We start from the raw sequence: 16,368 nt of genomic DNA, 5'->3' as shown, positions 1-16,368 counted from the left end.
TTAAAAGACGACCGATCATAACGGCGAACGGAGCCGATGACAAGAAAGTTTTATCAGAACCTATCTTTCTTTGACCTTAACCATGCAAAACGCTCTTCAGGTTGTTGCAATAATGTTTCTTCATTAATTACATTAATTAAATCAATATCTTCCGTTCTTAAAAAAACATTAATTTTCCGCTCATTTTTCAGAATTACGGGTAGTGTTATTTGATTTTTTGCCCGTAACTCCTTAACTTTACGATAATAATCATTTATGGACAAATCGTGCGGAAGAATACTCAAAGCAAACTTCATATTTGATAAGGTATATTCATGAGCACAACATACCAATGTATCGTCAGGTAACGCACTTAACTTTTTAAGTGATTGATACATTTGTGATGGTGTCCCTTCAAACAACCGACCACACCCACCAGAAAACAGCGTGTCGCCGCAAAATAGATAAGGTTTACTGAAGTAACAGATATGTCCTAAAGTGTGACCCGGTGTGGCAATTACACTAAATTCATGCCCCAAAACGAAGGCAGTTTCGCCATCTTTGACTACCTGTGTTGTTCCCTTATCTTGTGTCTCTTGTGGACCATACACCACAATTTGCGGAAACTTTTCCACCAGTTCTTTTACGCCGCCAACGTGATCGTGGTGATGGTGAGTGAGAAATATGGCCTCCGGTTGCCAGTTATTGGCGGTAATGGCGTTTAATACTGGCTCTGCGTCTCCGGGATCGACAATCAGGCAGCGACCTGCTTCATCATTCAAAACCCAGATGTAATTGTCATCAAAGGCGGGAATACTGTTAAGATTCATAGATTACCTCTCAGTGTGAAACGGAAGGTTGTGATGAAACCGGCAAGAGTCCCTCAAACTGTCGTGGCTCCTGATTGCTGGGGCGATTTGCCCTGGGGAGAGCTTTATCGCAAAGCGCTGGAGCGCCAGCTCAACCCGTGGTTCACTAAAATGTATGGTTTTCATCTGCTTAAGATTGGCAATTTAAGCGCAGAAATCAATTGCGAAGCGTGCGCGGTTTCTCATCAAGTGAATGTTTCTGCGCAAGGAATGCCCGTCCAGGTACAGGCGGACCCACTTCATCTTCCTTTTGCCGATAAATCCGTTGATGTTTGTCTATTGGCACATACATTGCCGTGGTGCACCGATCCGCATCGTTTATTACGTGAAGCCGATCGGGTATTGATTGATGATGGTTGGTTGGTCATTAGCGGCTTCAATCCCATCAGTTTAATGGGATTACGCAAACTTGTGCCGGTATTGCGAAAAAACTCGCCCTATAACAGCCGGATGTTTACTCTGATGCGGCAACTGGACTGGCTCTCTTTGTTGAATTTTGAAGTGCTGCACGCCAGCCGTTTCCACGTTCTCCCGTGGAACAAACACGGTGGAAAACTATTGAATGCGCATATTCCTGCGCTTGGTTGCTTACAACTTATCGTTGCCCGGAAACGGACTATTCCTTTAACGCTAAATCCGATGAAACAGAGTAAAAACAAGCCACGAATTCGCCAGGCGGTTGGTGCCACCCGGCAATGTCGTAAACCACAGGCTTAAACTTCGACTTGATAGCCTGTATCTTCCAGTGTGGGATTCATCGCCGCAGCACGAGCCAGTTCATCACAGCGTTCGTTTTCCGGGTGTCCGGCATGGCCTTTAACCCATTCCCATTTGATTTGATGCTGCCCCAATGCAGCATCAAGACGTTGCCAGAGATCGACATTTTTTACTGGTTTTTTGTCTGCTGTTTTCCAGCCACGTTTTTTCCAGTTATGGATCCACTGAGTGATCCCCTGGCGGACATACTGGCTGTCGGTACTCAAAATGACTTCGCAATGTTCTTTTAACGCCTCCAGCGCGACAATAGCGGCCATCAACTCCATACGGTTGTTGGTGGTGCGGGTGTAGCCAGCGCTAAAGGTTTTCTCGCGTCCGCGATAGCGTAAAATAGCGCCGTAACCCCCGGGTCCAGGATTACCCAGACACGAACCATCGGTGAAAATTTCTACCTGTTTAAGCATCTCTGGTAGACTTCCTGTAATTGAATCGAACTGTAAAACGACAAGTCTGACATAAATGACCGCTATGAGCACTGCAATTACACGCCAGATCGTTCTCGATACCGAAACCACCGGTATGAACCAGATTGGTGCGCACTATGAAGGCCACAAGATCATTGAGATTGGTGCCGTTGAAGTGGTGAACCGTCGCCTGACGGGCAATAACTTTCACGTTTATCTCAAACCCGATCGGCTGGTGGATCCAGAAGCCTTTGGCGTACATGGTATTGCCGATGAGTTTTTGCTCGATAAGCCCACATTTGCCGAGGTAGCCGATGAGTTCATGGACTATATTCGCGGCGCTGAGTTGGTGATCCATAACGCAGCGTTCGATATCGGCTTTATGGACTACGAGTTTTCGTTGCTTAAGCGCGATATTCCGAAGACCAATACCTTCTGTAAGGTCACCGATAGCCTTGCGGTGGCGAGGAAAATGTTTCCCGGTAAGCGCAACAGCCTCGATGCGTTATGTGCCCGCTACGAAATAGATAACAGTAAACGAACGCTGCACGGGGCATTACTCGATGCCCAGATCCTTGCGGAAGTTTATCTGGCGATGACTGGTGGTCAAACGTCGATGGCTTTTGCGATGGAAGGAGAGACACAACAGCAACAAGGTGAAACAACAATTCAGCGCATTGTGCGTCAGGCAAGTAAGTTACGCGTTGTTTTTGCGACAGATGAAGAGCTTGCGGCACATGAAGCCCGTCTCGATCTGGTGCAGAAAAAGGGCGGAAGCTGCCTCTGGCGGGCATAAATACCTGTAAAAGGCGCTAAAAATAGCGACTTGGGCGATTTTTGCAGCAAACGATTCAAAAGATGAGAAAAACCGTTGACGAAGGGTGAGGCAATCCGTAATATTCGCCTCGTTCCCAACGGAACAAAACGCGGAGCGGTAGTTCAGTCGGTTAGAATACCTGCCTGTCACGCAGGGGGTCGCGGGTTCGAGTCCCGTCCGTTCCGCCAAATTCACCTCATGAAAATGAGGTTCAGAGAACCGCAAGATTTTTAATTTTGCGGTTTTTTGCATTTAAATCACGCTATTTCTTCGGTCTATGATTTTGTTATGCTGTAAATGTGTTAATCACATATGGTAGACCATATCATTAATATTTAATCATACTATCGAATCATTCAATTTAAATATATTTGCATGTTATGATTTTCATTTTTCTATTGATTTAATGAATTTATATTTGCTGTTATTTTTGTTTGTTCTGATTCAAGTGGAGTATATAATTAAAAATCGTTAGCTAAACATTACCATGATTATGACAGGCGAGGGAGTGTCCGATTATGAATTTAAGAAGGGTTTGTTGTATATGTGTATTATTCTCGCTGCTTGCAGGATGTGCCTCTGAATCTCCTATTGATGAAAAAAAGAAAAAAACTCAAACCGCACAAAGTTCTATTAATAAAAACGATCCCCAGCAACTAACAGACAAAGATTTATATGGTAATGAAACCACACTGGCTGTATCCGAGGAGGATATTCAAGCTGCGCTTGAAGGAGATGAGTTTCGTGTGCCTCTTAATTCTCCCGTTATACTTGTTCAGTCTGGCAGTCGCGCACCGGAAACCATTATGCAGGAGGAGATGAGAAAATATTATACAGTTGCCACATTTTCTGGCATTCCTGACAGGCAAAAACCTGTAACTTGTAATAAAGACAAAAACAAAGATGAAAGTCTGGATGTTGTAGATGCCGAAAATATGAACTGGATGCAGGCATTACGTTTTGTTGCGGCAAAAGGCCATCAGAAAGCGATTATTGTTTTCCAGGATACGTTGCAGACAGGAAAATATGACTCTGGATTGAAATCAATAGTTTGGTCAGATTATAAAAATCAAAAATTGACTGACACGATGTCACTGCGTTATTTGGTTCGATTCACGCTGGTGGATGTGGCTACAGGTGAGTGGGCTACCTGGTCGCCTGTGAATTATGAATCGAAAGTGATTTTTCCGCAGATAGGGAATAAAAATTCTGACAGCCTTGATGTGGCAGAACAGCAGATTTCACAACTTAAGCAGAAAACGTACGCAGCAGTGGTTAAAGATCTGGTGAATCGCTATCAGTAGTAAGGTTTTATACCAGACGTTTTAATGGTACTTAGCAAGAAAGAGCATTTTCTTTTCTATTTATACTCTGGTTCAAGTCTGCTAATTAATTTTACATATATATTTTTTTTAGGAGTAGTAAAAAACTTTACTAAAGTTATTTATTGTTCTCTCAACATATAAGCTGTAGTTCGAGTTTTCGGTTGAACTGTCAAAAATACATCATACACATCTATAAAACAGCAGGTACGGTTAATTAAGAATTTTTATTCGTGATTAACCGTACTTTATCATTTTATTTTATGATGTTAAATTGCCTTTTTAAAATATAACAATAATGCAGATGAAAAACTCCCAGGTAACTTAGAAAATCCGTTCACTCCAAAGGCTGTACGCACTGGTTCCGGCGACGCTGTGCTCCCAGTTGATACTCTCATAGGTAAATGACACAGACTCTTCCGGCTGTCCTGGGCTGTCGTTAATGGTATGGGGAACGGTAAGGCCGATGTTTGAGATCCGGGCGTTAGTCAGTTTCACCTTGTAGTACGGTTCATTAACACCAAAGCGGTTGGTGCGATAGAATACAAAATCACAGGTCAGACATTCATTCTCCGAAATGGCCTTGCCCAGCAGGGGGGAAGATTTGTCCACCGGTTTCGTGATGGTCAGCTCCTGGTGGTTGACATTCTGCGCCCGGCTCAGACCATGGGACAGTGACGTCACCATGATCTGATCCTGATGTGCAATCTGAGCTTTGTTACCGATGGACGGCATTGACGAGCATCCGGATGAAATCAGCCCCTGAAGTTCTCCGTTCAGTGTCAGATAGACGGGATTTGCCATTGTTATTCTCCTTAAACTCAATGGGTCGGAGGGACTGGCACGGTGCTGTTGTCCGTTGCCATATCCTGTCCGGTATTTTTCAGCAACAGCCAGCGGCTTAACAGCCCATCCAGCCGTTGGTTGATCTCTTTTGCTAGCGCTTGTGTGTCCTGATTCTGCGTGCGGGTCTCCTGGTACTGCGTCAGCATGTACTCCAGTGGAGTTTCCTGATTCAGTAACCGTTCGGCCTGCCAGGTCACCGTTTTGATATACGAGAGGGTGAAACCCTGTTTCTCCGTCTCCTTTTTCATCATCAGATCCGCAAAATCCCGCAAATTCTGCCGCGCCTGTTGCCAGCCCTTCATCTGCGGACTGGCTTGCGCCCGGTTTCTCAGCGTGGTGCTCCACATCCGGCTGGCTTCCTGCTGTTGCAGGCTTTCCGGCCAGAGGGTGTCTGCGGTGCGCATCATCTGCATTCCGGTTTCCAGCGGCTGTAGCGGTGGGGTATTCAGAAGCTGTTGCAGGTTCTGTTCATATTCTTTCAGTACCGGTGATGCCAGCCAGACGGTGGCTGCTCCCTGTGTGGTATCCCTGACCTTTGTAAGCTGCCGCTGCATCGGGTACGTCTGCCACCACCAGAGTGCAGCAGCGATAACGGCAGTACAGGCGGCACCGGCAACAAAACCTTTTACCGTGTCGCCCTGTTTTGCTTTGTCGGCGTTATCTGCCACTCCGCGCACCTCCACCCGCATTTCCGGCAGGTCGGGTATCCGCGCGTTCAACCAGCAGTTTCAGCGAGCGCAGCAGGGATTCCAGTTCCTGAAACTCCGGGGCATGAATAATGGCATCCATCTGCCTGCTGGTTCGGGCATCAATATCAGCAATCATGGCGTCAACGGCCAGGATATTGATAGGTTCAGCGCTACTGTCGCCCTGTAACATGGCGGCAATAAAGGCGCTCACGCCCTGGCGGGTAATATCGTAGCTTTCTGATTTAGGCTGGACGCGGGTTTGCGCCATGATTTCATCAAGCAGAGATGGGGGCGCGGCGGTTTGCGACGCGCTGACGGGAGCAATATCTTCCTTTACTGACATACTGAAAATCCTTCTGTGAAAATTATTTCTGAACGGCGATACCCAGTTCTTGGATCAGCTGCTCGCGGCTGTCTTCGTTTTCCAGTAGCGCCTGAAGTTGTGCGCGGAAGGCCGGAATATTGCCTAGTGGAGACTTAAGTGCGACCAGAGCTTCACGCAATTCGAGCAGATGTTTTATTTCTGGTACCTGGCTGGCAATATGGTCCGGAGAAAGGTCATCCATAGATTTGACTTTCAGGTTGACGTACATTTGCTCATTGGGTGCGTCACTGAGTTCAGCCGGAACAACAAACTCCCGTTCAATGTCAGCTTCTGAAATGACTGCGTTGAGGTTATAGCGGTTGATAGCAATGGCAGTTCGCTCATCCAACGGCGTGTTATCTGGTTTCCCTTTCAGATTGCCGGTGATCAATAAATTCAGCGGCAATTCGATATCAGCAGCCACCCCATCAACTTTTGGTGTATACCGAACGCTGATTCTTTCTTTCGGCGCGACACTGCCGCCATTGTTGTTCATTTTGCTCATAAAAATGTTCCCGTTCAGGCCATGAGCACAGCATTTTCGTACTGCATAAAAATACCGACAATACCGTTTCAGTGGCAGTTAGATAATGTAATTTTCCTTCTGTTGTGATCAGCATTCTACTCATGAAATAAAATATTAAAAGAACTTTTTATATTTCCGAAAGAGATGTACTCTTCCTTATTAATACATTATAGTGAAATAGATTTTGGTATTTATAGACTTGATGAATATAATTTTATGGCCAATAAAATGCTATAATGTGTTGATTTATATGTATTTATTAAATTGATTAATAAGTTTTATGTATGGTTTTATCAATTAATTAATTGCTGGTAATACATTATAAGGAATTCCTTTAAGGAATGTCTTAATTGCGTGCCGGAACGATGGCGGAGTAAGTGTCGTAATAATTTGTTTTTGACGCAGCTGTGGATTTTTATGGGGGGAAGGATACGTTATGGATAATTCTGCTGTTGAAGTTGATATATTTTTAGCTTATGTGACCGTGTTCTGAAATTGACTAAAAATATATTTAAACACAATAAAAGAGTTTTTCAGTAGGTGCTAATTACGTGTGCCTGTAACTCGAATAAAGAAAAGGGTGTGGTTCCTGATGTGAGCCGCATCACACTCTAACCCGTCGGGGATTAACGACGGGTTGTTCGTAAAACAGCAGTTGATAATTTCACAAGGAGTTCATAAATGCCAACCCCATGTTACATTTCAATTACAGGTCAGACCCAGGGGAACATCACTGCCGGTGCTTTCACCGCAGATTCTGTCGGCAATATCTACGTGCAGGGACACGAAGATGAAATGCTGGTGCAGGAGTTTCTGCATAACGTTACTGTTCCAACCGATCCACAGTCTGGTCAACCTTCCGGGCAGCGCGCGCACAAACCGTTCATTTTCACCGTGGCGCTGAACAAAGCCGTTCCGCTGCTGTACAACGCGCTGGCCTCCGGTGAAATGCTGCCGAAAGTGGAACTGCACTGGTGGCGTACTTCTGTTGAAGGCAAGCAGGAGCACTACTTCACCACACGTCTTACTGATGCGACGATTGTGGACATAAACCTGCACATGCCGCACTGCCAGGACCCTGCACAGCGTGAGTTTACGCAATTGCTCGCAGTATCACTGGCATACCGTAAGGTTGAGTGGGAGCACATCAAATCCGGTACTTCTGGTGCCGATGACTGGCGTGCACCGCTGGAAGCATAAATCTGAGTCAACAACATCCTGCCTTCGTGCAGGATGTTGTTTTTGTACGTGTAAAAAATGAGTGTCAGTAAGGAGTTACGCTTTCATGAGGGAGATGGCGGATGCCGGAAACCCGGGCGGTAGCGTACCTGAAAATGTAAAGATGAGTGTAACGCTGCACTGGCACCCTTTGCTGCATGGTGGGAATCATTTGGTCCGTGAATAAATCAGGGAGGTCATTATGTCCTTAAAAGGCCTGCGCTTTACGCTGGAGGTTGACGGCCAGGAGCCGGACACCTTTGCAGTGGTGAGCTTCCGGTTAGTCCAGAGCCAGTCTTATCCGTTTGTGATGAGTGTGGATGTCGCCAGCGACTCTTTTATGCAGACGGCGGAGATGCTGCTGGAGAAGAAGGCGACACTGACCATCTGGCAGGGCGTCATCCCGCTGCGTTATGTCACCGGCGTGGTGGCGGGTTTTGGCATGCAGGAGAATAACGGCTGGCAGATGCGTTATCACCTGCGTATTGAGCCGCCGTTATGGCGGTGCGGGCTGCGGCGGAACTTCCGTATCTTCCAGCAGCAGGATATCCGGACGATATCGGCCACGTTACTGAACGAGAACGGCGTCACGGAGTGGACGCCGCTGTTTTATGAGGACCATCCGGCGCGGGAATTCTGTGTCCAGTACGGGGAAAGCGACCTGACGTTTCTGTCCCGGTTGTGGGCGGAGGAGGGAATTTTCTTCTTTGAGCGGTTTGCGGCGGACAGTCCGGAGCAGAAGCTGACGCTGTGCGACGATGTGGCGGGGCTGTCACAGGCGGGGGCGTTTCCGTTTAACCCGGACACATCGGCAGGAGCGGAGACGGAGTGTGTCAGTATGTTCCGTTATGAGGCGCATGTCCGCCCGTCGTCGGTGCAGAGCCAGGATTACACGTTTAAGGTGCCGGACTGGCCGGGTATGTATGAGCAGCAGGGTGAGAGCCTGAACGGACAGCTGGCGCAGTATGAGATATTTGATTATCCGGGAAGGTTCAAGGACGAGCAGCACGGCAAGGATTTCACGCTGTACCAGATGGACAGCCTGCGCAGTGATGCGGAAAAGGCCACAGGGCAGAGTAATTCACCGAAGCTGTGGCCGGGAACGCGGTTTACGCTGACGGGGCATCCGCAGAAGATGCTGAACCGTGAATGGCAGGTGGTACAGAGCATACTGTCAGGAAGCCAGCCGCAGGCGCTGCACGGCAGCCAGGGGAGAGGAACCACGCTGGGCAATCAGTTAGAGGTGATACCGGCAGACCGGACGTGGCGTCCACGGCTGCAAAGCAAACCGAAGGTGGACGGGCCACAGAGCGCCATTGTCACCGGGCCTGCGGGCGAGGAAATCTTCTGTGATGAACATGGCCGGGTACGGGTGAAGTTCCACTGGGACCGTTATCACGGGATGACGGAGGAGAGTTCATGCTGGGTGCGGGTATCGCAGGCGTGGGCGGGGCCGGGGTTCGGTAACCTGGCGATACCGCGGGTGGGCCAGGAGGTGATTGTTGATTTTCTGAACGGAGACCCGGACCAGCCGATAATCATGGGGCGGACGTACCATGAGGACAACCGTTCGCCGGGGAGTCTGCCGGGAACGAAGACGCAGATGACCATCCGGTCAAAAACCTATAAAGGAAGCGGATTTAACGAGCTGCGGTTTGAAGACGCCACCAGTAATGAGCAGGTGTATATCCATGCCCAGAAGAACATGGATACGGAGGTGCTCAACGACCGGACAACGGATGTGAAACATGACCATACGGAAACCATCGGTAACGACCAGAAGATAACGGTGGTGAAGGGTCAGACGGTTCAGGTCGGTACAAAAAAAGAGGGGGGCCACGACCAGAGTATCACGGTGGCGAACGACCGGCGTATCACGGTACGTAATGACCAGACGCTGAAGGTGACGAATGACCGGACGGTGAGCGTGAGTCACGATGACGGTCTGTACGTCAGAAACGACCGTAAAGTGACGGTGGAAGGGAAGCAGGAGCATAAGACGACGGGGAACCATGTCAGTCTGGTGGAGGGGAAACACAGCCTGGTGGTGAAGGGGGACCTGGCGAGGAAGATTAGCGGTGCGCTGGGAATGAAGGTCCGGGATGAAATTGTACTGGAGAGTGGCGGTAAAATCACCATGAAAGTGGGTGGTTCGTTTGTGGTCATCCATTCAGGGGGCGTGGACATCGTCGGGCCGAAAATCAATCTCAATAGCGGCGGTAGTCCGGGAGCGCCGGTGCCGGCGCTGCAACCGGCGGTTCTGAAAGCGCTGGCAGATGATAAAAGTTTAGCGGCTGAGAAAAATGATAGTAATGCATCGTCCGATCAGAATGATAACAACGATGAGGGTGAGGAAGCGCCAGAAAAATCGGTGTGTAAGGAGTGCCTGAAAAGGGCGCAAGAAGCCGCCGCCGCTTTTGCGCCTCGTGGATAAGGGAGAATGACAATGATAACAGTATCGCCACACGCTAGCGATCAAGACAAATATATTATCTGGCTGAAGCAGGCTGAATCATTCTGTTCTGCCGCTGGTATGGATTACATAGATGTGCTTGTTGACCAGGCTGGAACCGACCAACCTTTGCAAAATGAGATGCTTCATTTGTCGCCAGCTATTCACTGGTATGCCCTCTTTGAAGGAACGCCTGAAGCAGAGACGATGGAGTATTCCCCTGTAGTGTTACGCCTGTACTTTGCGCTCAGTAGCCATCGCAAATGTCTGGCACAACTGATGGCGTCATTTGCTGATACGCCTCGTCTTACTTTGTTGATATCCCCTCTTACATTCGACCTGCTGGGTCGGCATCTTCAGGTATTGTCACAGGTTCAGTGGGAAGAACAGACCGGATTGCTGCGTTACTATGATAATCGGGTGTTCCCTTTACTGTTCACACATGTTTTGAACAACGAGCAGCAGGCGACATTTACTGATATTGCGTTGTTCTGGAGCTGGTTAGACCGTGATGGAGAGATTAACTGGAAATCAGGAAGTTTTTCACCAGAACGCAGGCTTACTGACAACCCGGAGATGAATCGGGTGGATGATGTACAGGTGGGATTGATGGGATGTATCTGCGACGCTGAAGCCCTGATGAAGGAGAAAGCAGTCATTGAAATCAGTCAGGAAAGCTATTTTTCGCACTGTCTTGATATTGCTATCAGGGCCAATGACGCGGGATATTTCGGGGCTTTGCGGGACTTCGAGGGATAATATTGTGGTGATGTACAGGGGTATACATAAAATCATTCAAGTTGCATCAAGGCGGCAAGCAAGCGAATCCCCAGGAACGTACATAAGTACGTGACTGGGGGAATGAACGTAGCCAACGCAGAGGCAGCTTGAAGGATGATGTGTATATTTATCTTTTTAAAAGTCCGTAGCTGTTAATATCAAGAGATAATCGTAAAATAAGCGGAAAATCAAGCCCGACATGTAATGGTAGTATCCATCATGTTGCATTTGTGTTCGATCGTAATGTCAGTTCACTTGGCTGCAATATATTTTGCGTAATATCATCAATGCTCTGTCGATATTCCAATGTGTGACAATCAAAAGATATGCATTTTATTTGCTTCTTTGTCAAAACTTTGTTGTCGTAGAAATAACACCCATCAATTAAAATCTCTCAAAGTAAAAGAACCAGCAACATGTCCAGCAAAATAAGGAAAAGTATCAGTATGAGAGCGATTTTCAAATGTTATTCTCTAATGATTTTATTTGCAGTATCAGGCTGTTCAATGGCGAGAAATAGCGGTGATTACACTGCTGGAGATATTAACGGGATAAACCATACGAATAAGGCTATAAATTATTTACACATCAATGGTTACGGTGGTCCAAATATTGCTCCATTCGGGGACGGTGGAGGATATTGTTGTGTTATGTTGCCAGATAAGTGGCATTCTGGATTAAAAGCCCGGGTTGAGTGGGAGGTTGATCCAAATACAGCTCCTCTGCCTCCAGGTTATGTGGACAGGGAGAAATTTGAAGAATGGAAGAAAGTTGCGCTAAACAGTTTTAGAAAATATTCAACAATTGTTGATATCCCGGAATACGGCGCTGAACGTTGTGGCATGACCGTTCATTTTCTGCCATGCGATCAGATAAAAGTGACAACCGTCTGCGAGGGTTATGGCACACCGAATTATCCCATCAAAGAACCCCGCGAGATGAAGGAACCAGCAATATGTCCATCAAAATAAGGAAAAGTATAAGTATGAGAGCGATTTTCAAATGTTATTCTCTAATGATTTTATTTGTGCTATCAGGCTGTTCAATGGCGAAAAATAGCGGTGATTACACTGCTGGAGATATTAAAGGTATGAACCATACCGATGTTGCTATTAATTATTTCAGTATCAATGGCTATGGCGGGCCAAATATAGTTCCGTTCGGGGAGCGGGGGGGGTATTGTTGCATTATGCTGCCAGATAAGTGGCGTGTGGGATTAATGGCCCGGATTGAGTGGGAAGTAGACCCGAACCCCCTTGAACCTATTGCAATGAAAAAAGAAGGTTTTGGCTATGAAGAAGATGCTTATGCTAAACATGCTGCAAATTATCAAAAATATAAAGTAATTGTTGACATCCCGGAATACGGTGCTGAACGTTGTGGCATGACCGTTCATTTTCTGCCATGCAATCAGATAAAAGTGACAACCGTCTGCCAAGGGTATGGTACACCGAATTATCCCATCAAAGAACCCCGTGAGATGAAGGAACCAGCAACATGTCCAGCAAAATAAGAAATGGAATGAATATAACAAAAGTAGTTAAAGGCTGTCTGGTATTAATTTTGATGGTGATTTCGGGTTGTTCAGCAGCTAATTACGACGATTATACTGCAGGTGATCTCCGGGCAATAAATCATATTAAAGGTATCAGTATTAATTGGTTCACCGTAAATGGTTATCGGGTCCATGGTTTGGGCGGTGGATATTGCTGCATAATGTTACCAGAGAAGTGGCATTCTGGATTAAAAGCCCGGATCGAGTGGGAAGTAGACCCGAACCCCCTTGAACCTATTGCAATGAAAAAAGAAGGTTTTGGCTATGAAGAAGATGCTTATGCTAAACATGCTGCAAATTATCAAAAATATAAAGTAATTGTTGATATCCCGGAATATGGCGCTGAACGTTGTGGCCTGACCGTTCATTTTCTGCCGTGTAATCAGATTAAAGTGACAACCGTCTGCGAGGGCTATGGCACACCGAATTATCCTATCAAAGAACCCCGCGAGATGAAGGAACCTGCAACATGTCCAGCAAAATAAGTGGTCTGGCTTTTCCGTGTTATGCCCCCCCGGTGTTCCCTGAAGATGGGCGATTAATATTATCTGAAGCGCAGGTAAACGCGAACTACCTAAAACAAATCAATAAAACAGAAGAGCACAAAACCAACTGTAGTAAACAGGCTGGATTTAGAATTGGCTTTACGTGTAATCAAAGTCTGCATATTAGTCTGTTTTTTGATGGTACAAATAATAATGAATATAATGACACTCCTGGACACCCAACCAATATTGCCAAACTGTTTCATACGACCTATCAGAACGCAGAAGAACAGGGATATTTTAACTACTATATACCGGGTGTAGGCACACCATTTCCCAAGATAGGTGAAATGGATTACAGCAACAGCGGGCTGGAGTTCGCTACTGGTGGTGAAGATCGAATTAATTGGGCATTATTACGCCTCGTGGATGCCCTGAGCTATTCCATTGACCCTTCCCATAAGCGACTGGATGATAATGTGGCAAAAGAGCACATTCCTCTTATGCGCGCTCCCTGGCCTATGACTGGTGAAGTGAATCGTCGCAATGTGATTAACCCCTACCTGGAAAAATTACAGGGACTGTTAGAGCAAGCCAGTCCGCGCCTGCTAAACGTAAAGCTGTTTATCTACGGATTTTCCCGTGGCGCAGCGGAAGCACGAACTTTTGTTAACTGGTTGACTCAGTTAGCTTGCCCGCAGAGGCAACAGGTGATGCTGGCCGGGTTACCTGTCAGTATTGAGTTTTTGGGGCTGCTGGATACCGTAGCTTCTGTGGGGGCGGCGCATGTTTTACCGGGCGCAGCCGGTCATATGGGATGGGCCGATAGTACTCAGCAACTCCCTGATGAGACGCAGTTTCCCGGCCTGATTAAATGCTGCCGCCACTTCGTCGCTGCGCATGAACAGCGGTTGTGCTTTCCGCTGGATTCAATCCGTCGTCCTGAAGGCAATTATCCTTTATATGCAGAGGAAGTTATCTATCCGGGGATGCACTCTGATGTCGGTGGTGGCTATCCCGTTCGCGATCAGGGGAAGTCCTGTGGTGACTCAGGCGAAATTCTTTCTCAGATAGCCCTGCATGATATGTATCTTGCTGCATTTGATTCAGGAGCACCACTTTCTGTTTATTCTAAATTTGTTACTCCATTAATAAAAGGTGTGTCGCCTCTGCGAATTATGAGTCCTTCTAGCGTAAAGGAATTTACGATTGCTAATTCATTAACAAAACGCTTCAACATCTGGCGACAAACGCTGCTGAACACCACCTTGCAGGGTACAGAAGAAATGATTGATACGAGGGAAGGTTATCACCCCTATCAACTTGCCCAGGTTCTTGAAAGCGCAATTAGCGATCAGATCGGCTGGATCACCGCCTGGCGTATTGGTCGCTATGCGAACAACAGCCTTCTTGTGCAACCTTTTTATATTAAGGCGCCACAGCTGGATAAAGATGGACTTGATAAAGAGGCCCAAGCGCGCGAAGAACAAATGGAAAATATCGAAAAAGAGCGGGCGAACAAGCAGAAAGGCAATGGCACACTTGATGAAAGTAATCAGGGCATACCTATCCTTGACCCGACAAACGCTCAGTACCAGTTGCGAGAGGCAGCCCGAGAATTTCAGAGCGATTATAAAGGATGGACGCGCGATATTAACGGCAGCGTCACGGAGAGAGCCATTCAGATTCTTGTGGATGTCATTCCTAAATATCCGGTGTATCTGATTAATGGCGATGATGAAGCAAAAGAATATCAGCAAATTAAGGCTATGGGAGACGGACTCTATCCACAATTTTTTATTGATTCACTGGGAACGGGAACGCGTACTAAGCCCTGTGCTGAATTACTGGCTCTCTATGATGACCAGGTTCACGACTCCCGCGCCTGGTTTATGCAAAGTTCGCTGGGTGGACGCGAACCCTGGGGCGGTTATTTTCGCTACCGCATGATTTACTTCGGTGATGAGGCTAATAAAGAGCTGAAGCTAATCTCTGCAGATGGCAAAGTTGTTGGCGATCAGCCCACATCCAACCGGGTCATTTATTGGATGGAATCGAAAACGGTGAGCCGAGGTTAAGTTTATAAGATTGATGGGTTGGAGACCGGGCAAATGTAGACATGTAGTGCCTAATCACCCCAGTTCAAACCCATCCGCATCCCGCCATGCCGGAAACTTCACACTGTACTCCCAGGGAAAAATCACGTAATGCTGCTTTTTTTGTACTAAATAATTCGCATTTTATGTTCAATAATTGAGGTGTTCCTTATTACCTAAAGCTGTTTTTCATTGCTTATACATGATCAAATACTCATTGCATAATTAAGGGGGACAAAATGGAACTTAAAAAATTGATGGAACATATTTCTATTATCCCCGATTACAGGCAAGCCTGGAAAGTGGAACATAAATTGCCAGATATTCTATCTGTTAACTATTTGCGCCGTTATTTCTGGTGCATAAGGCTGGGAGGATATAGAGGATTTGGGGAAACACATCCCGATTTTTTGAAGTGATATGGTGATTTTGAAAATGGTATTCCTGTTCACGATATCATTGCCAGAGTTGTATCCTGTATCAGTCCTGCAAAATTTCATGAGTGCTTTATTAACTGGATGCGTGACTGCCATTCCTCAGATGATAAAGATGTCATTGCAATTGATGGAAAAACGCTTCGGCACTCTTATGACAAGAGTCGCCGCAAGGGAGCGATTTATGTCATTAAAATCCGTCTTCATATTATTTGCGATGTTCCTGATGAACTTATTGATTTCACGTTTGAATGGAAAGGGCTGAAGAAATTATGCATGGCAGTCTCCTTTTGTTCAATAATAACAGAACAAAAGAAAGAGCCAGAAATGACGGGCAAATATTATAGCATTTCTGCTGATTTAACCGCAGAGAAGTTCGCCACAGCGAACCGAAATCACTGGCAAGTGGAGAATAAATTGCACTGGCATCTGGAAGTGGTAATGAATAAAGACGACTTCAAAATAAGAAGAGGAAATGCAACAGAATTATTTTCAGGGATACGGAAGATCGCTATTAATATTTTAACGAAAGATAAGATACTCAAGGCAGGGGCAAGATGTAAGATGTGAAAGCAGCTACGGACAGAGACTACCTCGCGTCAGTCCTTGCGGAGACGGGTTTTCGTAATCTTGCTCTGCAAGGGATGATAAAAAGTGCAACTTTATTCCACGCAGCTATTTAGACAGCGTACAGTAAACAAACGAAAGTTGTTATTTCAATGGTCAGGGCAAGAGCATGAAGTGTTTACTACACA

General features: G+C 46.5%; 14 protein-coding genes, 1 tRNA gene and 3 pseudogenes. 12 read left to right on the top strand and 6 right to left on the bottom strand.

The window, feature by feature from the left end:
• Positions 1–53 precede the first annotated feature (53 nt).
• Entirely contained in the window at positions 54–809 is a 756-nt protein-coding gene (gene gloB, locus AABJ99_RS18780; protein WP_039021714.1) for a hydroxyacylglutathione hydrolase, read from the bottom strand.
• A 33-nt stretch (positions 810–842) separates the two neighbouring features.
• Here gloB and yafS point away from each other — a divergent pair, with 33 nt between their 5' ends.
• Positions 843–1,565 (top strand): class I SAM-dependent methyltransferase, encoded by a 723-nt coding sequence (yafS, locus tag AABJ99_RS18775; RefSeq protein ID WP_021556435.1) that lies wholly within the window; start codon positions 843–845, stop codon positions 1,563–1,565.
• Here the strand turns inward: yafS and rnhA are convergent.
• Positions 1,562–2,029: a ribonuclease HI gene (gene rnhA / locus AABJ99_RS18770; RefSeq protein ID WP_000917883.1), complete on the bottom strand. Its 468-nt coding sequence runs from the start codon at positions 2,027–2,029 to the stop codon at positions 1,562–1,564. The two genes, yafS and rnhA, sit on opposite strands and share 4 nt — an antisense overlap.
• A gap of 64 nt (positions 2,030–2,093) precedes the next feature.
• Between rnhA and dnaQ the strand changes: the two genes are divergently transcribed.
• The 3 genes from dnaQ (at position 2,094) to AABJ99_RS18755 (ending at position 4,150) form a co-directional block, all read left to right on the top strand.
• Complete coding sequence (gene dnaQ, locus AABJ99_RS18765; protein ID WP_001308374.1) at positions 2,094–2,825, top strand: DNA polymerase III subunit epsilon; 732 nt, start codon at positions 2,094–2,096, stop codon at positions 2,823–2,825.
• Positions 2,826–2,957: 132 nt separating this feature from the next.
• A tRNA-Asp gene (locus tag AABJ99_RS18760) sits at positions 2,958–3,034 on the top strand.
• Positions 3,035–3,364: 330 nt separating this feature from the next.
• Positions 3,365–4,150, top strand: a complete 786-nt coding sequence (locus tag AABJ99_RS18755; protein ID WP_039021713.1) for a hypothetical protein — start codon at positions 3,365–3,367, stop codon at positions 4,148–4,150.
• Between the two features lie 342 nt (positions 4,151–4,492).
• On the opposite strand, the gene AABJ99_RS18750 is transcribed toward AABJ99_RS18755, so the two are convergent.
• The 4 genes and pseudogenes from AABJ99_RS18750 to tssB form a co-directional block, all read right to left on the bottom strand.
• Positions 4,493–4,972: an Hcp family type VI secretion system effector gene (locus tag AABJ99_RS18750; RefSeq protein ID WP_000013183.1), complete on the bottom strand. Its 480-nt coding sequence runs from the start codon at positions 4,970–4,972 to the stop codon at positions 4,493–4,495.
• A 17-nt stretch (positions 4,973–4,989) separates the two neighbouring features.
• Positions 4,990–5,721: pseudogene (locus AABJ99_RS18745) on the bottom strand (VasL domain-containing protein); the annotation flags it as partial.
• Positions 5,714–6,046, bottom strand: a pseudogene (locus AABJ99_RS18740) (type VI secretion system contractile sheath domain-containing protein); the annotation flags it as partial. The pseudogenes AABJ99_RS18745 and AABJ99_RS18740, both read right to left, overlap by 8 nt.
• 22 nt (positions 6,047–6,068) lie before the next feature.
• Positions 6,069–6,572: a type VI secretion system contractile sheath small subunit gene (tssB, locus tag AABJ99_RS18735; protein WP_039021711.1), complete on the bottom strand. Its 504-nt coding sequence runs from the start codon at positions 6,570–6,572 to the stop codon at positions 6,069–6,071.
• 702 nt (positions 6,573–7,274) lie between these two features.
• On the opposite strand from tssB, the gene AABJ99_RS18730 reads away from it, so the two are divergent.
• From AABJ99_RS18730 to AABJ99_RS18695, 8 genes and pseudogenes are all read left to right on the top strand, one after another.
• Positions 7,275–7,793, top strand: a complete 519-nt coding sequence (locus AABJ99_RS18730) for an Hcp family type VI secretion system effector (protein WP_338387402.1) — start codon at positions 7,275–7,277, stop codon at positions 7,791–7,793.
• 220 nt (positions 7,794–8,013) lie between these two features.
• Positions 8,014–10,245, top strand: coding sequence for a type VI secretion system Vgr family protein (locus tag AABJ99_RS18725; protein ID WP_338387401.1), 2,232 nt, complete (start codon positions 8,014–8,016; stop codon positions 10,243–10,245).
• Between the two features lie 12 nt (positions 10,246–10,257).
• A complete protein-coding gene (locus AABJ99_RS18720) occupies positions 10,258–11,022 on the top strand; it encodes a DUF4123 domain-containing protein (protein ID WP_160524185.1) in 765 nt (254 codons plus the stop codon).
• Between the two features lie 467 nt (positions 11,023–11,489).
• Positions 11,490–12,014: a DUF3304 domain-containing protein gene (locus AABJ99_RS18715; RefSeq protein WP_077782398.1), complete on the top strand. Its 525-nt coding sequence runs from the start codon at positions 11,490–11,492 to the stop codon at positions 12,012–12,014.
• Positions 12,015–12,028: 14 nt separating this feature from the next.
• Positions 12,029–12,556, top strand: a complete 528-nt coding sequence (locus AABJ99_RS18710) for a DUF3304 domain-containing protein (RefSeq protein ID WP_039021153.1) — start codon at positions 12,029–12,031, stop codon at positions 12,554–12,556.
• On the top strand, positions 12,541–13,083 hold the full coding sequence (locus AABJ99_RS18705) for a DUF3304 domain-containing protein (RefSeq protein WP_039021140.1): 543 nt from the start codon (positions 12,541–12,543) through the stop codon (positions 13,081–13,083). The genes AABJ99_RS18710 and AABJ99_RS18705 overlap by 16 nt, the downstream gene beginning before the upstream one ends.
• Complete coding sequence (locus AABJ99_RS18700; protein WP_039021141.1) at positions 13,068–15,161, top strand: phospholipase effector Tle1 domain-containing protein; 2,094 nt, start codon at positions 13,068–13,070, stop codon at positions 15,159–15,161. Before AABJ99_RS18705 ends, AABJ99_RS18700 begins: the two co-directional genes overlap by 16 nt.
• A gap of 257 nt (positions 15,162–15,418) precedes the next feature.
• A pseudogene (locus tag AABJ99_RS18695) lies at positions 15,419–16,296 on the top strand (ISAs1 family transposase).
• Positions 16,297–16,368: the final 72 nt, after the last annotated feature.

It is taken from the genome of Escherichia coli (assembly GCF_036503815.1).
GTDB lineage: Bacteria > Pseudomonadota > Gammaproteobacteria > Enterobacterales > Enterobacteriaceae > Escherichia > Escherichia coli_F.
Note: the sequence above shows the minus strand (reverse complement) of the source record. Positions and strands in the feature narration are given on the sequence as shown.

Coding starts and splice junctions, on each gene's coding strand:
- AABJ99_RS18700 (WP_039021141.1), top strand. CDS start 13,068: ATGTCCAGCAAAATAAGTGGTCTGGCTTTTCCGTGTTATGCCCCCCCG.
- AABJ99_RS18755 (WP_039021713.1), top strand. CDS start 3,365: ATGAATTTAAGAAGGGTTTGTTGTATATGTGTATTATTCTCGCTGCTT.
- AABJ99_RS18725 (WP_338387401.1), top strand. CDS start 8,014: ATGTCCTTAAAAGGCCTGCGCTTTACGCTGGAGGTTGACGGCCAGGAG.
- gloB (WP_039021714.1), bottom strand. CDS start 809: ATGAATCTTAACAGTATTCCCGCCTTTGATGACAATTACATCTGGGTT.
- AABJ99_RS18730 (WP_338387402.1), top strand. CDS start 7,275: ATGCCAACCCCATGTTACATTTCAATTACAGGTCAGACCCAGGGGAAC.
- yafS (WP_021556435.1), top strand. CDS start 843: ATGAAACCGGCAAGAGTCCCTCAAACTGTCGTGGCTCCTGATTGCTGG.
- AABJ99_RS18750 (WP_000013183.1), bottom strand. CDS start 4,972: ATGGCAAATCCCGTCTATCTGACACTGAACGGAGAACTTCAGGGGCTG.
- AABJ99_RS18720 (WP_160524185.1), top strand. CDS start 10,258: ATGATAACAGTATCGCCACACGCTAGCGATCAAGACAAATATATTATC.
- dnaQ (WP_001308374.1), top strand. CDS start 2,094: ATGAGCACTGCAATTACACGCCAGATCGTTCTCGATACCGAAACCACC.
- AABJ99_RS18705 (WP_039021140.1), top strand. CDS start 12,541: ATGTCCAGCAAAATAAGAAATGGAATGAATATAACAAAAGTAGTTAAA.
- AABJ99_RS18710 (WP_039021153.1), top strand. CDS start 12,029: ATGAGAGCGATTTTCAAATGTTATTCTCTAATGATTTTATTTGTGCTA.
- rnhA (WP_000917883.1), bottom strand. CDS start 2,029: ATGCTTAAACAGGTAGAAATTTTCACCGATGGTTCGTGTCTGGGTAAT.
- tssB (WP_039021711.1), bottom strand. CDS start 6,572: ATGAGCAAAATGAACAACAATGGCGGCAGTGTCGCGCCGAAAGAAAGA.
- AABJ99_RS18715 (WP_077782398.1), top strand. CDS start 11,490: ATGAGAGCGATTTTCAAATGTTATTCTCTAATGATTTTATTTGCAGTA.